This window comes from Arthrobacter sp. Y3221114 (assembly GCF_059092625.1).
In genome coordinates, this window is record NZ_JBNHHW010000007.1 from 172,732 (window position 1) to 192,947 (window position 20,216).

At 67.6% G+C, this 20,216-nt stretch carries 14 protein-coding genes and 1 pseudogene; 5 read left to right on the forward strand and 10 right to left on the reverse strand.

Features of this window, described 5'->3' with window-relative positions:
- Positions 1-162 precede the first annotated feature (162 nt).
- The 3 genes from AC5RV3_RS15350 to AC5RV3_RS15360 all read left to right on the forward strand — a co-directional run bounded on the left by AC5RV3_RS15350 (position 163) and on the right by AC5RV3_RS15360 (position 3,950).
- Complete coding sequence (locus AC5RV3_RS15350) at positions 163-1,191, forward strand: ABC transporter substrate-binding protein (protein WP_494122857.1); 1,029 nt, start codon at positions 163-165, stop codon at positions 1,189-1,191.
- A gap of 42 nt (positions 1,192-1,233) precedes the next feature.
- A complete protein-coding gene (gene hutH, locus AC5RV3_RS15355) occupies positions 1,234-2,820 on the forward strand; it encodes a histidine ammonia-lyase (RefSeq protein WP_494122858.1) in 1,587 nt (528 codons plus the stop codon).
- 101 nt (positions 2,821-2,921) lie between these two features.
- Complete coding sequence (locus tag AC5RV3_RS15360; protein WP_494122859.1) at positions 2,922-3,950, forward strand: sialate O-acetylesterase; 1,029 nt, start codon at positions 2,922-2,924, stop codon at positions 3,948-3,950.
- A gap of 115 nt (positions 3,951-4,065) precedes the next feature.
- On the opposite strand, the gene AC5RV3_RS15365 is transcribed toward AC5RV3_RS15360, so the two are convergent.
- Positions 4,066-5,280: a glycine C-acetyltransferase gene (locus tag AC5RV3_RS15365; RefSeq protein WP_494122860.1), complete on the reverse strand. Its 1,215-nt coding sequence runs from the start codon at positions 5,278-5,280 to the stop codon at positions 4,066-4,068.
- An 11-nt stretch (positions 5,281-5,291) separates the two neighbouring features.
- A complete protein-coding gene (gene tdh, locus AC5RV3_RS15370; RefSeq protein ID WP_494122861.1) occupies positions 5,292-6,338 on the reverse strand; it encodes an L-threonine 3-dehydrogenase in 1,047 nt (348 codons plus the stop codon).
- A 190-nt stretch (positions 6,339-6,528) separates the two neighbouring features.
- On the opposite strand from tdh, the gene AC5RV3_RS15375 reads away from it, so the two are divergent.
- Entirely contained in the window at positions 6,529-7,725 is a 1,197-nt protein-coding gene (locus tag AC5RV3_RS15375) for a cytochrome P450 (RefSeq protein ID WP_494122892.1), read from the forward strand.
- Between the two features lie 33 nt (positions 7,726-7,758).
- Positions 7,759-8,064 (forward strand): annotated as a pseudogene (locus AC5RV3_RS15380) (DUF779 domain-containing protein); the annotation flags it as partial.
- Between the two features lie 118 nt (positions 8,065-8,182).
- On the opposite strand, the gene AC5RV3_RS15385 reads toward AC5RV3_RS15380, so the two are convergent.
- From AC5RV3_RS15385 to AC5RV3_RS15420, 8 genes are all read right to left on the reverse strand, one after another.
- Complete coding sequence (locus AC5RV3_RS15385) at positions 8,183-8,503, reverse strand: VOC family protein (protein WP_494122862.1); 321 nt, start codon at positions 8,501-8,503, stop codon at positions 8,183-8,185.
- A gap of 127 nt (positions 8,504-8,630) precedes the next feature.
- Positions 8,631-9,518 (reverse strand): aminoglycoside phosphotransferase family protein, encoded by an 888-nt coding sequence (locus AC5RV3_RS15390; RefSeq protein ID WP_494122863.1) that lies wholly within the window; start codon positions 9,516-9,518, stop codon positions 8,631-8,633.
- Positions 9,519-9,919: 401 nt separating this feature from the next.
- On the reverse strand, positions 9,920-11,431 hold the full coding sequence (gene gatB, locus AC5RV3_RS15395) for an Asp-tRNA(Asn)/Glu-tRNA(Gln) amidotransferase subunit GatB (RefSeq protein ID WP_494111444.1): 1,512 nt from the start codon (positions 11,429-11,431) through the stop codon (positions 9,920-9,922).
- Positions 11,432-12,934: an Asp-tRNA(Asn)/Glu-tRNA(Gln) amidotransferase subunit GatA gene (gene gatA, locus AC5RV3_RS15400; protein ID WP_493988064.1), complete on the reverse strand. Its 1,503-nt coding sequence runs from the start codon at positions 12,932-12,934 to the stop codon at positions 11,432-11,434. It abuts the gene before it with no gap.
- Between the two features lie 9 nt (positions 12,935-12,943).
- The gene (gene gatC / locus AC5RV3_RS15405; protein WP_493977642.1) at positions 12,944-13,240 is read right to left on the reverse strand and encodes an Asp-tRNA(Asn)/Glu-tRNA(Gln) amidotransferase subunit GatC; all 297 of its coding nucleotides are present in this window, start codon (positions 13,238-13,240) and stop codon (positions 12,944-12,946) included.
- An 82-nt stretch (positions 13,241-13,322) separates the two neighbouring features.
- On the reverse strand, positions 13,323-16,451 hold the full coding sequence (locus AC5RV3_RS15410) for an efflux RND transporter permease subunit (RefSeq protein WP_494122864.1): 3,129 nt from the start codon (positions 16,449-16,451) through the stop codon (positions 13,323-13,325).
- Position 16,452: 1 nt separating this feature from the next.
- Positions 16,453-16,902, reverse strand: coding sequence for a hypothetical protein (locus AC5RV3_RS15415; protein WP_494091805.1), 450 nt, complete (start codon positions 16,900-16,902; stop codon positions 16,453-16,455).
- Entirely contained in the window at positions 16,899-20,165 is a 3,267-nt protein-coding gene (locus AC5RV3_RS15420) for an efflux RND transporter permease subunit (RefSeq protein WP_494122865.1), read from the reverse strand. Before AC5RV3_RS15420 ends, AC5RV3_RS15415 begins: the two co-directional genes overlap by 4 nt.
- Positions 20,166-20,216: the final 51 nt, after the last annotated feature.

Consider the following 20,216-nt stretch of genomic DNA (forward strand, 5'->3'; position numbering starts at 1 on the left):
TGCAATATTGCAGCCAGTAAAACATCAATTTCATTGAGCGGCAAGAATTTAGCCGAAAACCCTTGACCGGGGCATCGCTGGATGGGTAGCTTCGGGTATCAGCCCGGTCGTTTTATTGCTCGAAACAGGTATGCCGCGTACCGGCAGAACAAGGAGATCCTGATGCGCCCACAGTTGTTCGTGGCCCCCACGCCCCGCCGCTCCCTGCTTGCGACCGCCTCGGCGGCGGCGCTGGCCGGCACGCTCATGCTGACGGGCTGCGGCTCCGGCAGCCCGTCGTCAACCGGCGGCGGAACGGAAACCGCGGGAGCGCCGGCGGACGCCGGCCTGGACCAGGTGAATCTTGGCCTGATTCCGATCACGGACGTTGCCCCGGTCTATCTGGGCATGCAGGAGGGGTACTTCGAGGACGAAGGCATCCAGTTGTCTGTCCAGCTGGCACAAGGCGGCGCGGCCATCGTGCCGGCGGTCATGACCGGCGAATACCAGTTCGGCTACTCCAACGTCGTCTCGCTGCTGATCGCCCGGGACAAGGGGCTGCCGATCACGGTGGTCTCCAACGGCTCGAGCTCCACCAATGTCCCCGGCGAAGACGTCACCGAGGTGGCGGCCATGCCGGACAGCGGCATCGAGAGCGCCGCCGACCTGGTGGGCAAGACGGTGGCCGTGAACGCGCTGAACAACTTCGCCGACGTCACCATCCGGAACTCCGTGGAGCAGGCCGGCGGCGACCCGGACGCCGTCGACTTCGTCGAAATGCCGTACCCCAACATGCCCGCGGCGCTGGAGCGCGGCGACGTCGACGCCGCCTGGACCACGGAGCCGTTCCGGACCCAGATCCTGGACGCCGGCGGAAAGATCGTGGCCAGCCCGATGACCGACCTCACCGACGACTTCGATTCGGCCTTCTACTTCGCCTCCGAGCAAACCCTGCAGGAGGACCCCGAGCTCGTGGAGCGCTTCCGCCGGGCGCTGGAGAAGTCGTTCAAGTTCGCCTCCGAGAACGACGACGAGGTGCGCACCATCATCCAGGATTATGCCAAGGTCACGCCCGAGTTGGCCGAGACGGTAGTGATGTCCCGCTGGTATCCGGAGGTCAACATGGAGGGCCTGCAGAAGCTGGGGTCGGCGGCCACCAAGTATGGCGTGCTGGAGAACGAGCCCGACTATGATGCACTGATCGCGGACTGATCCCCGCCCCCGCCCCGCACTCCACTACTTTCGAAAGGCACCATGTCCCAGCTTCAGACCGCCCCCGTCTCCGTCTCTGTCGGACCGCTCTCCCCCGCCGAGGTTGTCGCCGTCGGCCGCCACGGCGCCGCCGTCGAACTCAGCGAAGAGTCGCTGCAGGCCATGGCCGAATCACGCAAGGTGATCGAGGCCTTGGTGGACGACGACGTGCCGCACTACGGGGTGAGCACCGGCTTCGGTGCCCTGGCCACCAAGCAGATCCCGGTTCAGCTGCGCACCCAGCTGCAGCGCAGCCTGATCCGCAGCCACGCTGCCTCGTCAGGGGCCGAGGTGGACCGGGAGGTGGTGCGCGGGCTGATGCTTAACCGGCTCGCCACGATGGCCACGGGCCGCACCGGCGTCCGCCCGCTGGTGGCGCAGGCCTACGCGGGCATCCTCAACGCCGGCATCACCCCGGTGGTCGGCGAATACGGTTCCCTGGGCTGCTCCGGGGACCTCGCGCCGCTGGCCCACTGCGCGCTCGCCCTGATGGGTGAAGGCCAGGTCCGCACCAGGGACGGTGAACTGGTGGCGGCCGCAGAGGCCCTGGCGGCCGCGGGCCTCGAGCCGGTGGAGCTGCGGGAGAAGGAAGGCCTGGCGCTGATCAACGGCACCGACGGCATGCTGGGCATGTTGATCATGGCGTCGGCCGACCTGCACCGGCTGCTGAAAACGGCCGACCTCGCCGCCGCCATGAGCATCGAAGGCCTGCTCGGCACCGACTCGGTGCTGGCCGAAGACCTGCACGCGCTCCGGCCGCACCCCGGCCAGATCGCTGCCGCGGCCAACATGCGCACCATCCTGTCCGGTTCCGTCCTGATCGAAGAGCAAAAGTCCGCAGGAGCCGATGCCCAGCACCGGTTCACCCGGGTCCAGGATGCGTACTCCCTGCGCTGCGCACCCCAGGTGCACGGAGCGGCGCGCGCCACGCTTGCCCACGTGGAATCGGTGGCCGGCTACGAACTGGCTTCCGCCGTCGACAATCCCGTGGTCACCCCCGACGGCCGGGTGGAGTCCAACGGCAACTTCCACGGCGCACCGGTGGGCTACGCGCTGGATTTCCTGGCCATCGCGGTGGCGGACCTTGCATCGATGAGCGAACGCCGCACCGACCGGTTCCTGGACACCGCCCGCAGCCATGGCCTGAACGCTTTCCTGGCCGATGATCCGGGGGTGGACTCCGGGCACATGATCGCCCAGTACACCCAGGCGGGCATTGTCAGCGAGCTCAAGCGGCTGGCCAACCCGGCGTCGGTGGATTCCATCCCGTCCTCGGCCATGCAGGAAGACCATGTCTCCATGGGGTGGTCCGCGGGGCTGAAGCTGCGCCGCGCCCTGGACGGGCTGACCCGGGTGCTGGCCATCGAGCTGCTCACGAGTGCCCGCGCCCTGGACATGCGCGACGGCGGCGTGGAGACCTCCCGCAGCGCCCCCGCCGTCACCGCGGTGCGCCGGGAGATCCGCAAAACGGTCGCCGGCCCGGACACCGACCGTTATCTCTCGCCGGAGATCGAGGCGGTCCGCCTGTTGGTGGACAGCGGCGTGCTGGTGGACGCCGTCGAAAAGGCAGCAGGCACGGCACTGAGCTGATGAGTTCGGCATAGACTGGTGCCCGACAGCCGTCGCGTCCGGCAGGCCGGACCGGACGCGGCGCAGCAACTTTGGGGGCCGGCACCAGAAGGACCTGCCGCATGGTCGCCAACACACCCGAGGGAACGCCGAGCCGGCGTAAGCTGCTGCAGCGGACGGTTCCCGTGCTGGCGGTCGGCATCGGTGCAGGCGCCCTGGGCACGGCGGGAGCTGCCGCGGCCCGGCCGGATTCCCCGGCGGACGACGAACAGATTGCGCGGTTGGTGGCGGACCCGACGTCGGCCACCCACCGGGCGCTGCTCCGGATCCTCGCCCCGGCAGCCGCCGCGCAAACCGCTCCCAACGGGCGCGTCGATCCCCGGCGGGCCGGGCATGACATCGTCCTGTTGCTGGGCCAGTCGAACATGCAGGGCTGCGGCCTCCCCTTCGACCCCGCCATCGATGTGGAGCTGGACGGCATCGACCAACTGGCGGGGTCCGGCCCGTCCGCCGGCCACGTCATCACGGCCAGCGAACCGCTCTGCCATGTCTCCAGCGTGTGGGTCGCCGGACGGCCCGCGGTGGGCCCGGGTCTCGAATTCGCGCGGCAGCTGTGGCTGGCGCAACCGGCCGGCCGCAAGGTGCTGTTGGTGCCCGCCGCCCTGGGCGGCACCTCGATCACCGGCAACGCCGACTACTCCTGGGATCCGGACAACAAAGCCGCCCGAACGAACCTGTGCCGCCGCGCGCTGGATGCCGCCCGGCAGGCGCTCTCACTGAATCCGCGCAACCGTCTGGTGGCGGTCCTGTGGCACCAGGGCGAGTCCGACGCGGTGCTGGGTGCCTCGGAGGCCTGGTACCGCCGCAAGTTGCTGCAGATTATCGATCTCGTCCGCGACTCGCTGGGGCCGGTGCCGTTCCTGATCGGCGGCATGGTGCCCGAATGGCTGCCCGACGACCCGCGGCGACGCGGCATCGAGGCCGCCCACCGCTCCGTGGCGACGCAGCGGTTGCAGACTGCGTTCGTCGAGGGCCCGTCCGGCGCCAGCCAGGACGCCGAACAGATCCACTACAGTGCCGCCGGCGCCCGCGAACTCGGCCTGCGCTTCTACCGCGCCTTCGAAGCGGAAACCGCGGGCCGGGCCGAGTAGCCGGGCCCGCGGCCGGGCGGTCAGCCAGTGGTCCGCGCCCCTGGACGCGGCCCCCGGGCAGCCGGTCCAGTGGCCTGCAGCGTCCGCTGCGGGCCGCACCGAGCCGCGCGCAGTGTCAGGCCTGCTGGACCTCATGCCGGGAGGCGACGAACGCCGCGACGCAGGCCTCGACGTCGTCGGCGCTGTGGGCGGCCGAGAGCTGCACGCGGATCCGCGCTGCGCCCTTGGGCACCACCGGATAGCTGAAGGCCGTGACGTACACGCCGTGGGCGAGCATGGCCTCCGCCACCCGCCCGGCGAGGACCGCGTCGTGGAACATCACCGGGACGATCGGATGCCCGCCTTCCAGCAGGTCGAACCCTTCCTCGGCCATCCGCCGGCGGAACAACGCGGTGTTGTCCTGCAGCCGGGACCGAAGGTCGGCCGAACCGCCCACCAGCTCCAGCGCCTTCAAGGTGGCGGCCACGATGGCCGGCGCGACCGAGTTCGAGAACAGATAGGGCCGGGCCTTTTGCCGCAGCGCGGCAACGATCTCGCGGCGGCCGGACACGTAACCGCCGGAGGCACCGCCCAGCGCCTTGCCGAAGGTGCCGGTGTAGATGTCCACCCTGTCAGCCACCCCGGCATGCTCCGGGGTGCCGGCACCGTTGGCACCCATGAAGCCGACGGCGTGCGAGTCGTCGACCATCACCAGCGCGCCGTATTCCTCGGCCAGTTCGCAGATCCGTTCCAACGGGGCCAGGTAACCGTCCATGGAGAACACGCCGTCGGTAACGATCACGGTCCGCCGGGCGCCGGCGCCGTCGTTCATGGCCGCAGCCTGCTGCAGCCGCTCCTGGAGTTCGGCCATGTCCCGATTGGCGTAGCGGAACCGCCCGGCCTTGGACAGCCGGATGCCGTCGATGATCGAGGCATGGTTCAGCGCGTCCGAGATGATGGCGTCCTCCGGCCCGAACAACGATTCGAAGACCCCGCCGTTGGCGTCGAAACAGGACGAGAACAGGATGGTGTCCTCGGTGCCCAGGAAGCGCGACACTTCCCGCTCCAACTGCAGGTGAAGATCCTGCGTGCCGCAGATGAAGCGCACGCTGGCCATGCCGAATCCGCGTTCGTCCAGGGCGGCCTTCGCGGTGGCGATGATGTCCGGATGGTCGGCCAACCCCAGGTAGTTGTTGGCGCAGAAGTTCAGCACCTCGCGGGTTGATCCATCCGGACCGGCGGAGATGTGGCTGGACTGCGGGGTGGTGATGCGCCGTTCGGCCTTGAACAGTCCGGCGGCGCGGATCTCCTCCAGCTCCGAGGCCAGCTGGTCCTTGAGCGTTCCGTACATGCTTCCCTCCCCTAAATCCGGGTCCAGTCCAGGACCACTTTGCCGCTTGTCCCCCGCCGGGCCGTCTCGAACCCGCGCTCCCATTCGGCGGCCGGCAGCACATCGGTGATCACGGAGGAAATCGCCGCGTGCAGGGCCGGGCTGGAGGAGAGCATGGCGCTCATCGCGTACCACGTTTCGAACATCTCGCGCCCGTAAATGCCCTTGAGCGTGAGCATGTGGGTGACCACCTTGGCCCAGTCGATGGTGATGTCTTCGGCCGGCAGCCCCAGCAGCGCGATCCGGCCGCCGTGGGTCATGTTGTCGATCATGGCGCGCAGGGCCGAGCCGCGGCCGGACATCTCCAGCCCGATGTCAAAGCCTTCGACCAGTTCGAGCTGCCGTTGTGCGTCCGCCACCCGGGCGTGGCTGACGTCCACCACCATGTCGGCGCCCATCTGTTTGGCCAGCTCCAGCCGCTCGGCCGACACGTCGGTGACGGCGATCTTGCGGGCGCCGGCGTGGCGGACCACCGCTATGGCCATCAGCCCGATGGGCCCGGCGCCGGTGATCAGGACGTCTTCGCCGACCAGCGGAAAGCTCAGTGCCGTGTGCACGGCGTTGCCGAACGGATCGAAGACCGCGCCCAGTTCGGGCGTGACGGCCGGGTCGGTGTGCACCCACACGTTGGTTTCGGGGATCACCACGAACTCGGCGAAGGCACCGTCCCGCTGCACGCCGACGCTGACCGTGCGGATGCACATCTGCCGCCGGCCGGCGCGGCAGTTCCGGCAGATCCCGCAGACGATGTGGCCCTCCCCCGAAACCCGGTCGCCGATCTGCACGTCCTGCACGGCGCTGCCGGCGGCCACGACCTCGCCATAGAACTCGTGGCCGGGGATCAGCGGCGCCCGGACCGCACCCGCGGCCCAGTCGTCCCAGGCCTGGATGTGCAGGTCGGTGCCGCAAATGCCCGTGGTGTTGACCTTGATCTTGACCTCGCCGGTGCCGGGTTCCGGTTCCGGCCGGTCGACCAGCTCGAAGCCGGCCTGTGGGCCGGACTTGTAGAGCGCCTTCACGCGGTGTCCTTTCGCTAAAGCGGCCGGCGCGCCCGGCCGCCCGGGCTGTGGCCCGGATCACTAGGCCAACTCTACGTAACTGTTCTGGCGAAGTGGAGCGCGTCACAGTATCCGTCGGGTCCCGGGCACGGTAGCTTTGCTCGCAAGCACTTCTTCCCTACAACGCAAGCGAGGCAAACGCGTGGCAACCATGACCCATCACAGCATCCCGGTAATCGCCGATGACCCGTATTCGGATGCGGTTCTGGCCGAGCCGTACGGGCTGTTCGACCGCATGCGGGCAGCCGGGCCGGCGGTTTGGCTGGAGAAGTACCAGGTGCCGGCCTTCGCCCGGTACGGCGAGTGCCGGGACATCCTGGCGGACCATGAAACGTTCATTTCGGGAGCGGGAGTGGGTCCGAAAGACCTGCTGAAGGAACCAAACTGGAGGCCGCAGGGCATCCTCGAGTCGGACCCGCCGCGGCACACCGTGATGCGGGACGCCATGGCCGGGGTCATCTCGCCCAAGGGGACCCGCGCCCTGCGGGCAGGATTCGAGGGCTTCGCCGACCAGTTGCTGCCCGAACTGCTCGAGCGCGGTTCGATCGACGGCGTCAAGGATCTGGCCGAAGTGTTCCCCCTCCGGGCGTTTGGCGACGCCGTCGGCATTCCCCGTGACGGGCGCGAGGAGAACCTGCTGACGCATGGGGCTATGAACTTCAGCCACTTCGGCCCCGAAAACGAACGCCACCGCTTCTACTTTGAACAAGGTGCCGGGACGCCGGAGTGGGTGATGGACCGGACGCGGCGGGAGAACCTCAGTCCCGGCGGGATGGGTGAACAGCTGTGGCAGTACGTCGACCGTGGCGAACTGCCGGAGGACATGGCGCCGCTGGTGGTGCGCGCGCTGCTGTCGGCCGGCCTGGACACCACGGTGATCGGCATTGGGAACGCCCTCAAGCTCTTCGCCGAACATCCGGAACAGTGGCGCATCCTGCGGAAGAATCCGCAGATGGTTTCGCTGGCCATCAACGAGGTGCTGCGTTTCGAGAGCCCGTTCCAGTCGTTCTACCGGACCACGTCGGCAGACACCGAGATTTCCGGCGTCAGCCTGGCGGCTGGCAGCAAGCTCGCCCTGTTCCTCGGGTCTGCCAATCGGGACGAAGCCCAGTTCGGGCCCGATGCGGACGTCTTCCGGATTGAACGCGACGCAGCCAGCATGATCGCCTTCGGCAACGGCATCCACCGCTGCGTCGGCCAGCCGATCACCCGGCTGGAAATGCATGTTGTCCTGACCTGGCTGGCACGGAACGTGGAACGGATTGAGCCCACCGGCGCGCCGGTCCCGTACCTGCACAACACGCTGAAGGGCTACTCCTCGCTGCCCTTGCGCCTGGTGGCCGCCTGAGCCCTCGGGAGCACCAGGCCGGCCGGACCCATGGAAACCCACGGGCCGCTGATGTTCCATCAATCCGGCGGCTGCTGCGACGGATCTTCCCCCATGTGCTATCCGGCCGGTGAATTCCTCACCGGCGATGCGGACGTGCTGCTGGGCACGTTCGACCTTCCCGACCGCGGGAGCCTGGACTTCTGGATGTCGCGGGAGCAGTTCGCGTACTGGAAACACACGCATCTGACCGTGGACGTGGTGGAGGGGCGCGGCAGCGGGTTCTCGGTGGAGGCCCCGGAGGGCAAACGCTTCCTGATCCGCTCCCGCCTGTTCGACGGCACGGCACAGCCGGCCTGAGGCGTGGCTCCGAGCCGGAGCGCCGGCCGGGGCGGCGCTCCAGTTTGGGCTCCTGCTCCGCTTATGAGGTGGAGCAGGGTCGCAAACCGGAGCAGGGGCGGCTTGACTGCCCGCGCGTCTAGTGTTCGAAGAGGCAGAACGGATGCCCCGCCGGATCGAAGTACACCCGGACGTCGTCCTGCGGCTGGAATCCGGCCAGTTCGGCTCCGGCCGCTTCAGCGTGAAGGCAGGCGGCGGCCAGGTCGTCGACCAGGATGTCCAGGTGCATCAGCATTTGCTGTTCGCCGGGTTCTTCGGGCCAGACCGGCCGGCGGTAATCCGACTCCAGCTGGAAGGACAGCCCCGACCCACCGTCCGGATTGGCCAGTGTCACCCAGTCGGGCTCGTTGGTGCGGATGTCCCAACCCAGCAGCCGACCGTAGAACTCCGCCAAGGCCAACGGATTCGGTGCCCCAAAACCGTTGCATGCAGTTGCAGGCCTGTAGAACCGGGCATCGCCACTCCTCCTTGTGGACGCAATTCCTGTGCAGCAATCCGGTCATGCTACTGCGGCTCCGGCGCGGGTGCTAGCTCCCGGACAGGACTTCGGCCAGCACCCGCTCCCCCACGCCGCGCAACAACCGGTTGTCGTCGGAGGAGGTCAGCAGCACGGTCGCGATGTTTAACGCCCAACCGCGGCCGCGCTGCCAGGTCTCCGGGGAAACGTTGGTGCGCGCTTCGACGGCCGCGATAAACTCCCGGCGCCCCGGGGAATCGAACACCAGCCAGGCGGCAGCCAGGTCGGTGGCCGGATCCCCCGCCGTGATGTCCCCAAAGTCGATGACGGCCGCCAACCGGTTGCCGTCCACCACCAGGTTTCCCGGGTGGAGGTCGCCGTGCAGCCACAGCGCCGGTCCTTCCCACCCGGGCACGGCGGACAGCTGGCGCCACAGCGCCGTGACACGTTCTGCCGCCGGAATGGCCCCGGAGGCCAGGCGCTGCTCCACGGCCGCGTTGCGGGAGGCCAGGGGCACTCCGCGCACCGGGTTCACCGGGGCCCCGGACGGGGCCGGCAGGTGCAGCGCGGCCACGAACGCCGCCAACCCCGGGGCCAGCGAACGCCGCTCCTCCGGCCGGAGGCGCCAGGCAGCCCGGCCCTCCAGCCACGGCACCACCGACCAGGACCACGGATAGTACGACGTCGGGCTGCCGCAGCGCGTCGGGGCAGGCACGGCGACGGGCAGCTCAGGGGCCAGGGACGGCAGCCACCGTTGTTCGTGCAGCACCAGGTCGGCTGCCGCGCCGCGCCGCGGCAGCCGGATGGCCATATCGGACCCGAGCTTGAACGTCACGTTGTCCCACCCGTTGGCCACCCGCACCAGGGACAGCCGGGCGAGGTCCGGGAACTGGTCCGAGAGCAACCGCTGCACCAGGTCGTTGGTGATGTCGATTTCGGCAGCGGGCATCGAAGCCATCTGTTTCCGTACTTCCTTCATTCGGCGGGCATGGCCCCGCCGGCGGCGAAGGCGTTTTGCCTGCCGGCCTGTCTGGTGTGGGGCGGGACTCCCATCAGATCATCTGCGGGCGCCGGCGGGCCAACGGACACGCCCTGCTCAGCCGATGACTACCTGCTCCAGCGCACAGCATCCCGCCGTCCTGCCCTGCGGCTTTGATGCAGACAACGCCCCCACCGGTAACGGCAGGGGCGTCGTCTGCATGCGGGCTGTCGGACCCTGCTCCGCTAGGCCAGCGGAACCGGCCCGATGTCGGCGCCGGTGGACGCGCGCGTACCCGGGCCGGCCGGGCGCCGCGGAACCGGGCCGATATCGGCGCGGGTGACGCCCCACGCAGTGCCGTTCATCGTCCGCTCCACCGGCTAACCCTGAACGCCGAGACGTTCAAAGATCAGCTCCCGGACCCGACCGGCGTCGGCCTGCCCGCGGGTGGCCTTCATGACCCCGCCCACGATGGCGCCAGCGGCCTGGACCTTGCCGCCGCGGATCTTCTCGGCCACATCAGGCTGGGCCGCCAGCGCGGCGTCGATTGCTTCCAGCAGGGCCGAATCGTCCGACACCACTGCCAGGCCGCGCTTCTCCACGACCTCCTCCGGTGTGCCCTCACCGGCGAGCACGCCGTCGAGCACCTGGCGGGCCAGCTTGTCGTTGATCTTGCCGGCCTGCACCAGGCGGTCCAGCTCGACCACGGTCAGCGGGGTCACGCCCAGTTCCGAAGGCTCAATTTCGGCCTCCTTGGCGCGGCGAGAGATCTCGCCCATCCACCACTTGCGGGCCACAGCAGCGGAGGCACCGGCGGCAATGGTTTCTTCGATCGACTCCATCACGCCGGCGTTGACCACGTCACGGAATTCGGCGTCGGAATAGCCCCATTCGGCCTTCAGCCGCTTGTGCCGCTCGGCGGGCGGCTCAGGCAGCCGGGCACGCAGTTCTTCGATCCACTCTTCGGTGGTGACCACGGGGACCAGGTCCGGTTCCGGGAAGTAGCGGTAGTCATCGGCGTCGGACTTGGGCCGGCCCGCGGTCGTGGAGCGGGTGTCCTCGTGCCAGTGGCGGGTCTCCTGGACCACTTTCTGGCCGGCGTCCAGGACCCCGGCGTGGCGCTGGATCTCGAAGCGGACGGCACGCTCCACCGCACGCAGCGAGTTCACGTTCTTGGTCTCGGACCTGGTGCCGAACTGCTCCGAGCCCTTGGGCATCAGGGACACGTTAGCGTCGCAGCGGACGTTCCCGCGTTCCATCCGCGCGTCGGAGACGCCCAGATTCTTGACGATCTCGCGGACGGCGGCCACGTAGGCACGGGCCAGTTCCGGAGCACGGGAGCCGGCTCCGACGATCGGCTTGGTGACGATCTCCACGAGCGGGACGCCGGCGCGGTTGTAGTCCACCAGCGAGTACTCGGCGCCCTGAATCCGGCCGGTGGCGCCTCCCATGTGGGTGAGCTTGCCCGCGTCCTCCTCCATGTGCGCGCGTTCAATCTCCACACGGAACACTTCGCCGTCTTCCAGCTCGATGTCCAGGTAGCCGTCGTAACAGATCGGGTCTTCGTACTGTGAGGTCTGGAAGTTCTTCGGGGTGTCCGGGTAGAAGTAATTCTTCCGGGCGAAGAAGCAGGACTCGGCGATCTTGCAGTTGAGCGCGAGCCCAATCAGGATCGAGTACTCCACCGCCGACTTGTTGACCACCGGCAGGACGCCGGGCAGGCCCAGGTCCACCGGCGACACGTTCGTATTCGGCACATCGCCGAACGCGTTCGGAGCGGCGGAGAACATTTTGGTCTTCGTGTTCAGCTCGACGTGGACCTCGAACCCGAGGACCGGGTCGTACTTCGCCATCGCCTCTTCGAAGGAGACCAACTCTTGTGTTGCAGCCATTTACTTCACACCTCCGAGGACAGGAGCCTGGGCCAGCAGCGGGCCGCCCCACTGGGCTTCCAGCAGGTTTTCAAGACCGGCGCCGGCGCGGTACAAACGGGCATCTTCACGGGCGGGGGCCAGGAACTGGATACCCACCGGCAGTCCGTCGGCCAAGCCGCCCGGCACCGAGATGCCAGGTACTCCGGCAAGGTTCGCCGGAATGGTGGCCACGTCGTTGAGGTACATGGCCATCGGGTCGTCCAGCTTCTCGCCCAGCTTGAACGCGGCCGTCGGCGCCGTGGGAGAGACCAGCACGTCGACGGTCTCAAACGCTGCGGCAAAGTCGCGCTGGACCAGCGTGCGGACCTTCTGCGCCGAACCGTAGTAGGCGTCGTAGTAGCCTGCGGACAGGGCGTAGGTGCCCAGGATGATGCGGCGCTTGACCTCGTCGCCGAAGCCGGCGGCACGTGTCGCACCCATCACGCGTTCGATCGTCATCGGGCCCTCGGCCGGCAGCACGCGGTGTCCGTAGCGGACACCGTCGAACTTGGCCAGGTTGGAGGAAACCTCCGAGGGCATGATCAGGTAGTAGGCGCCCAGCGCGTACTTGAAGTTCGGGCAGGAGACCTCCAGCACCTCGGCACCGGCCCCGCGCAGCAGTTCCAGGGCCTCGTCGAAGCGGGCCTGCACGCCGGCCGCGTAGCCTTCGCCCTGCAGTTCCTTGATCACGCCGATGCGCATGCCCCGCACGTCGCCGTTCCGGGCGGCCTCGACCAGCGCACCCACCGGGTCGGTCAGCGAGGTGGAGTCGGCCGGGTCGTGTCCGCCGATAACCTCATGCAGCAACGCGGCGTCCAGCACCGTGCGCGTCACCGGACCGATCTGGTCCAACGAAGACGCCATCGCAATCGCGCCGTAGCGGGACACTCCGCCATAGGTCGGCTTGACGCCCACCGAACCGGTCACTGCGGCCGGCTGGCGGATGGAACCGCCGGTGTCGGTGCCCAGCGCCAGCGGTGCCTCGAATGCGGACACGGCGGCCGCAGAGCCGCCGCCGGAGCCACCGGGGATCCGGTCCAGGTCCCACGGGTTGCGGGTGGGACCGTAGGCGGAGTGCTCGCTGGAGGAACCCATGGCGAATTCGTCCAGGTTGGTCTTGCCCAGCATCGGCATGCGGGCCGCCCGGATTTTCTTGATCACGGTGGCGTCGTACGGGCTCATCCAGCCCTCGAGGATCTTCGAGCCGGCGGTGGTGGGCTGGCCCACGGTGACGATCAGGTCCTTGATCGCAATCGGTACGCCCGCCAGCGCATGCAGCTCTTCGCCGGCGGCACGGGCTTTGTCCACGTCCGCCGCTACCGCGAGCGCCTCGTCGGTGTTCACGTGCAGGAACGCGTTGAGGTCGCCGTCGACCTCGGCGATGCGGTCCAAATGCGCCTGGGTGACCTCGACCGAGGACACCTCCGAGGCGGCCAGCATCTCGGCCATTTTGGCCGCACTATGGGTAATCAGTTCGCTCATGGCTGCGTCTTACTCCTCGTCCAGGATCGCCGGAACTTTGAACCGGCCGTCGGCCTGGTCGGGTGCGTTCGCCAGGGCAAGTTCCTGGCTCAGCGTCTCGCCCACCACGTCCTCGCGGAACACATTGTTCAGCGGGATCGGGTGCGAGGTCGCCGGAACATCGGGGCTGGCAACTTCCTGGACGGACTTGATCGAATCGACAATGACGTCGAGTTCGCCGGCCATCTTGTCCAGTTCTTCGGCGGTCATCTCAATGTGGGCCAGCCGCGCCAAATGCGCCACCGCCGCACGATTGATCTCAGACATGAGTCTCCTACGCGGATGGAATGCTTTTCCTTCTCAGTCTACCGGCGCAGAAGGGTCGGGATTCGCCAGGGAAGCCGAGGGACTATCCCACGGCGACAGCCTCGGCTTCCCTGCGTTCGGCCTTGGGCTTGGCGAACCGCAAGTACAGCGAAGGGACCACGAAGAGGTTCAACAGCGTGGAAGTGACCAGCCCGCCGAGGATAACCAACGCCATCGGATGCTCGATCTCGTGCCCCGGGATGCTGCCCATCACCACCAGGGGCACGAGCGCCAATCCGGTAGCGAGCGTGGTCATCAAGATCGGCGAGAGACGTTCGCCCGCGCCGCGCAGCACCAGCGCCGGACCGAAGGTTTCGCCCTCGAACTTCTCCAGGTGCTGGCAATGGTTGATCAGCAGGATGCTGTTGCGCGCGGCTATGCCCATCACGGTCAGGAACCCGACGATGGACCCGAGGGAGAGCACGCCGCCGCCCAGGAAAGCCGCAAACACGCCGCCCACCAGCGCGATCGGCAGGGTCAGCATTATCATCGTCGCCAGGCGCCAGCTGCCGAAGGACACCTGCAGCAGCAAATAGATGACGGCGAGCGCCACAACCGCGAGGGTCAGCAGCAGCTGCGTGGCTTCCTGCCGTTCTTCGTACTCGCCGAGGATTTCGGCATGGAACCCGGGCGGCAGCTCGATCTCTGCCAGCCCGGCCTCCATCGCCGCGACCACTGACGCCAGCGCCCCGTCTTCGACGTTGGCCTCGATGTCGATGCGGCGGGAGTTGTCGTCACGTTCGATGACGTTCGGCGTGGGCCGCAGGCTGACGTCGGCGACGTCCGCCAACCGGATGCGCTCGCCGCTCGGGGTGTCGATGGGCAGGTTTCTGATGCTGGTCACGTCGGATCGGATCTCCTCCGGACTCCAAACCTGGACGTCGTAGGCCTTCCCGCCCCGGTAGACGTCGCCCACCTCTTCTCCGGCCACCAGCGTTGCCGCGGCGCGCCGGACGTCGCCGGGTTTCAGCCCGTACCGCTGTGCCGTCTCCAGGTCGACGGTCACTTCAAGTTGCGGCACGTCCACCTGCAATGACACGTGCTCGTCGATGGCGCCGTCGGTTGACTGGAATATCTCGTTGATTTCCTCGGCTTTCTCCCGCAGCATGTCCAGGTCATCGCCGTAGAGCCGCACCACCACCGCGTTACTCGATCCGGTCAGCACCTCGCGGATCCGTTCCTTCAGATAGGTCTGCACGTCGCGGTATATGCCGGGGTAGCCTTCCACGACCTCCTGGACCGCGGCCAGGGTCTTGTCGTAGTCCACCGCCGGGTCGATGCTGATCCAGTTCTCGCCGAAGTTGACCCCGACCACCTCGTCGGCGGCAAACGCCTGGCCGATGTGGGCGCCGCAGTTGCGCACGCCCTCGATTTGCAGCAGTTCCGCGCAGGCTCGCTGGCTGATGCGGTACTCCTCCCCTACCGAGGTGCCGGGCTGCGTGACCCAGTGCATCAGGAAGTCCCGCTCCTTGAAGTCCGGCAGCAGCGACTGCCCGAGGAATGGCGCCATAACGGCCCCGGCTGCCGCGATGGCGCCGAAGACCACGTAGCTCGGACGCGGGCGCCGCACGAAGCGCTTGAGGATGGCGTGGTAGCCGCGTTTGAGGACCCGTACCAGCGGAGGCTCGCGTGACTCCAACGGCACGTTGCGCATGAGGATCAGGGCCAGCGCCGGGGTGACCGTCAGGGCGACCAGCATCGAGGCGAGCACGGCCAGGGTGTAGGAGATGGCCAGCGGCCGAAAGAACGCCCCGGTGAGTCCTTCGAGGAAGAAGATGGGGATGGCCGCCACGATGATGATCAACGTGGCATAAACGATCGGCCCACGGACCTCAAGGGAAGCGTCCAGCACCACCCGCATGGTGGACCTGCTGCCGCCTTCGGCGCGGTGCTGGCGCAGCCGCCGGATGATGTTCTCGATGTCGATGATGGCATCGTCTACGACCACGCCCACGGCAATGACCAGCCCCGCCAGGACCATCGTGTTGACCGAACTGCCGCTGAGGTAAAGCACCAGAGCGGCGGTCACGAGCGATAGCGGAATCGCGATTATGCTGATCAGCGCGGTGCGCCATTGGAACAGGAACGCGCCGAGGACCATCATCACCAGGACGGTTCCGAGCAGCAGCGCCACGGTCAGGTTGTTCAGCGATTCTTCGATGAAGCTGGCGGGCCGGAAGATTTCCGTGTCGATCTCGATGCCGCTCAGGCCCGGCTCCATCGTCTTCAGCGCCGCTTCCACCCCTTTGGTGACTTCCAGGGTGTTGCCCCAGGGAAGTTTCTCCACGATGAGCATGAGCCCCTCGCCCTGGTTGATCACGGCGTCCCCGATGAGTGGCTGGTGGTCCTCAACCACGCGCGCAACGTCGCCCAGGCGCAGCGGATCGCCGTCGCGCTCGTCGATGGTCACCTTGGCCAGGGCCTCCGGCGTCGTAATGGGCAGCACGTGTTGGATGCCCAGGCGCTGGTTGGGTGTCCCGATGTAGCCGCCGGTGCCGATCACCGCGCCGGGGGAATATTGCAGCAGCCCTGCATCCAGGGCTTCGGCGGTGACCGTCATCACCTGGTTCAGCGACACGCCCTCGGCGCGCATCTTCTCGGGTTCGGCCTGCACCTGCAGCATCTGCAGTCGCTCGCCCCAGATGGCCACGTTCGCGACGCCGGGCACGCGGAGCAGGTGGGCGCGGATCTTCCAGTAGCTGATCATCGACATCTCGATCAGCGAGCGCTCGTCGGAGGTCAGGCCAATCTTCATGACGCGGCTGGTCGACGACAACGGCTGCAGCATGACCGGCGGCGATGCCCAGGTGGGCAGGGTCGGGGTGGTGTTGGCGATCCGCTCCGATACCAGTTGCCGGGCGGTCAACAGGTCCGTGTCCGGTTCGAAGATCAGCACGATGGAGGACAGTTGGGAAACGGATTTCGAGCGCAGGTCGTCCAGGCCCTCGACGCCGTTCAGGGCCTCTTCCAGCGGGACGGTGACCAGCTCCTCCACCTCGGAGGCGGTCAGGCCGATGCAGATCGTCTGGATTTCGACTTTCGGCGGTGCGAACTCAGGGAAAACGTCCACCGATGCGGTACTCAGGCTGACGCCGCCGAACAGCATGATTCCGACGGCGATGGCCACCACCACGGACCGGAATTTGAGGCTGAAAGCGACGATCCGGCGCATGTCAGTGGGCCGTATCGAACTCGGCGCCGAAGAGTTCGGCGGCACCGAGGGTGACTATGTCGGTGCCGGGCTCCGGGCCGTCGCTGAGGTGCACGACGTCGCCCTCGATCCGGTCCACCTCGACGGGAGCCCGGACGAAGACCAGGGGTTCGGGGTTGGTGTAGACCCAGGTGTCGCCGGCAGCATCGTAGATCAGCGAGCTGTAGGGAATTTCCAGCCCGCTCCCGGTTCCGGCGGCCACCGGCTCCGTGGTCAGGTCCAGCCGTTCCGCCGCTTGCTCGGTGAGGGTGAGCCGGTTCAGCTCGGAGCCGGGAATCGTCTCCTTGACGGCGGCCTCGATGCCCTGGGGTTCCATTTCCGGGCCGGCTGCCGCGCAGCCGGACAACACAATGGTTGCCGCGGCCGTCGCTGCGACCAGCGCACTGTGGCGTCCATGACGTTGGCCAGTCATGACATTTCCTGCCTCCGTTGCAGTACAGACTCGTGCATATTGACCAGTGAGTTCGACCAGTCGGGTTGGCCGGAAGATCCGAGCGTGAGGACCAGAACCGGCAGGACCCACAGCACCAGCAGTGCGGTGGTGATCAGGCCGCCCCAAACCACCACGGCCAGGGGCAGGATGGTGACGGCTCCGACGGTTCCGCCCAAGGCGACCAAGGGCACCAGTGCCAGGGCAGCGACCGCAGCCGCCAGGAGCATCGGCGGCAACCGGTCGCCGACGGCCCTGCGCATCAGTTCGACCGGACGACGGGACGGGTCGTCGCTCTGCAACGTCTGGAAATGCCCCACCAGCTGCAACGCTTCCCGGATGGCAAAGCCGAGCACCGCCGCGAGCCCCACCAACGCATACAGCGATCCATCGCCACCGGTGAGCAGGATCGCGAGCACTCCTCCGGACAGCGCGACCGGCAGTGCCAGCAGCACCAGGGCGGCGAGCCGCCAACTACCGAGCACGGTTTGCAGCAGGATCAGGATGCCGACGGCAGCCGCGGCCGCGAGCCACCAAATCAGCTGGGCTGAAACCTGCTGTTCTTCGTACTGGGGCGGGATTTCCGCGTGGTACTCGACCGGAAATTCCATCTCGGCGATCGCTGCGCGGATTTCCGACTGAACCTCGCCCAGGCTGCGCCCCTCGATATCGGCGAGCACGTCGATGCGGCGCGAGGTGTTGTCATGATGAATGACCGTCTGGTTTGGACTAATGCGCACGTCGGCTACGTCGCCGAGCCGCACGCTGCCGCCATCGGGAGTATCGACGGACAGCTCGCGGACACTGGTGAGGCTGCCCCGGGTAGCTTCGTCGCCCTTGACGATCACCTGGAAAACCTTTTGCTGCTCGAAGATGAACCCGACTTCGATGCCCTGCAGGATGGCGGCGGCGGCGCGGCGCACGTCTCCCGGTTTGATGCCCACCCGTTCGGCGGCGTCCAAGTCCACCTCGATCTCCGCGATCGGCTGGTCCACCGCAATGTCCAGCCGCGGATTGGCTACACCGTCGATCCCGGCCATGACCTGTTGGAGCTCTTCGGCCTTCTCCCGCAGGATGGGCAGCTCTATTCCGTAGACGCGTACTTGGAAGCCCTGCTCGTTGGCCTGCCGAACCCGGTCGACCTGGCCTTCCGGATAGGTCAGCACCCGGTTCGCCAGGCCGGGGTAGCCGTCGACGATTCCCTGCACGTCGGCTTTGACCCGGTCGAAGCTCGCGCCGTCCTCGAGCGTCACCCAGATCTCACTGGAACTGACGTTCGCCTCGGTATCCGACGTGATGGCCCTCCCCACGTGGCCGCCGACGGCAGCGACGCCGTCGACCGTCCGTAGTTCATCGCTGGCCCTGGCGGTAATGCGGTTCATCTCGGTATTGGCGGTGCCGGGGGCGGCGTCCCACTGAATCAGCAGGGTGCGGTCCGGCACGGAAGCCACCACGGGGTTTCCGGCAGCGACGAGCGGGACCGCAGCCAGGGCGGCGATCCCGAGGATGGCGACTACGCCGGCTGCCAGCCAGCGCCGCCCCTCGGCGGCGGAGGCGAGCAGGTGGTCCAGCCTGCGCTGGACCTTCTGCACGGCGGCGGGGACCGGCCTCGTCTTCTCCCGGGCGGGCACCAGAATGCTGGCCAGGGCGGGCGTGACGGTGTGGGCAACAATAAACCCGACGGCGACGGCCAGCAGGTAGGAGAGGATCAGGGGCCTCAGCAAGGCGCCGTCGACGCCCCGGATGAACAAGGCCGGCGCCAGCGCGAGCAACGTTGCCAGGGCCGCGAATATCATGGGCATTCTCGACCGCCGCAGGGCCCGGGCCAGCAGGCTTTCCCGGCCGTCGGTCGCCGTTGCCTCCGCCGGTTGCTGGTTCCCGCCGAAGCCGGCCGGGTCGCCTGCCGCCGTTTCCTGCCCCGCCGGGTGCGCTGGGGCCGGCGCGAAGGTTCGCGCAGGCTGGCCGGTGTCTTTGTGCCGGACGCTGTGCAGGTCGGCGATGACGTCGCCCACGCCGACGATCAGCGCCAGCACGATGCCTGCGAAAGCCATGGTGTTCAGCACGGCTCCCTGCCACTGCAGTATCAGCGCCGCAGCCACCGCCGACAGGACGATTGCCGCCAGCCCGATGAGGGCATACCGCCAGGATCGGAAGGCAAGGCCGATGCCAACGGTCACCACGAGCAGGCCGATGAGCAGCGCCAGTCCCAACTGGTTCGCGGCGGACTCCAAAAAGCTTGCCGGGCGGAAGATCGTGGAATCCACCTCGATGCCGGGCAATCCGGGGCGAAGCTCGTCCAATGCCTCCTCGAGGTGTTTGGTGACCTCGACGACGTTGGCATCGGGGAATTTTTCGATGACCAGGATGAGCCCCGGGGTGTCTCCGGTTACCGCGTCGCCGATCAACGGCTGGTGGTCCTCCCTCAACTCGGCCACATCGGAGAGCTGGAGCGGTTTGTCGCCGGTCCCCTCGACGCTGACCTTGCCCAGGTCCTCGGCGTTCTGGATCGGCAGCACGTGCTGGATGCCGATGCGTTGGTTGGCAGACTCCAAAAATCCGCCGGTGCCCGGGGTCGAAGCTTCCAGGAAGCTCAGCGGGGAGACCCATACGGCATTTCCCGTGGTTTCGATCACCTGGTTCAGCGTCACGTCCTGTGCGCGGAGGCGCTCGGGGTCCACATGGACCTGGAGCTGTTGTTCACGCTGGCCCCAGATCGACACGTTGGCCACCCCGGGGACGCCCATCAGCACGGGCTTGATGTTCCAGCGCGCCAGCACCGACATGTCGATCACCGACTGCTCGGCCGAGCTCAGCTGGACCATCATGACCCGGCTGTTCGACGACAGCGGCTGCATCAGCACCGGGGCCGTAGAGACGTTCGGCAGCGCGAAGGCCTGCGTCAACCGCTCCGCCACCAGCTGCCTGGCCCGCAGGATATCGGTACCGGGTTCGAAGACCATCTCGATGGACGACAAACCCGGGACGGAGACCGAACGGATTTCATCCAGCCATGCCACGCCGTTGAGCAGGTCGGCCTCCATCGGAGACGTGATCAGCTGCTCGACTTCTACGGCCGACAGGCCCAGCGCCTCGGTCTGGATTTCGACATGGGGTGGGGCGAATTCGGGGAGGTTGTCCACCGGCATCGACGGCAGGGTCACCAGTCCCAACCCGAGAATGCCCGCCGCGGCAGCCAAGACCAGCAACCGGAATTTGAGGGTCCAGCGAACCAAGAAGCCAGACATAAAAACGCCCCCAACGGCGCAGAGCGATTCGGGTCACTACCCGTCCCCGCT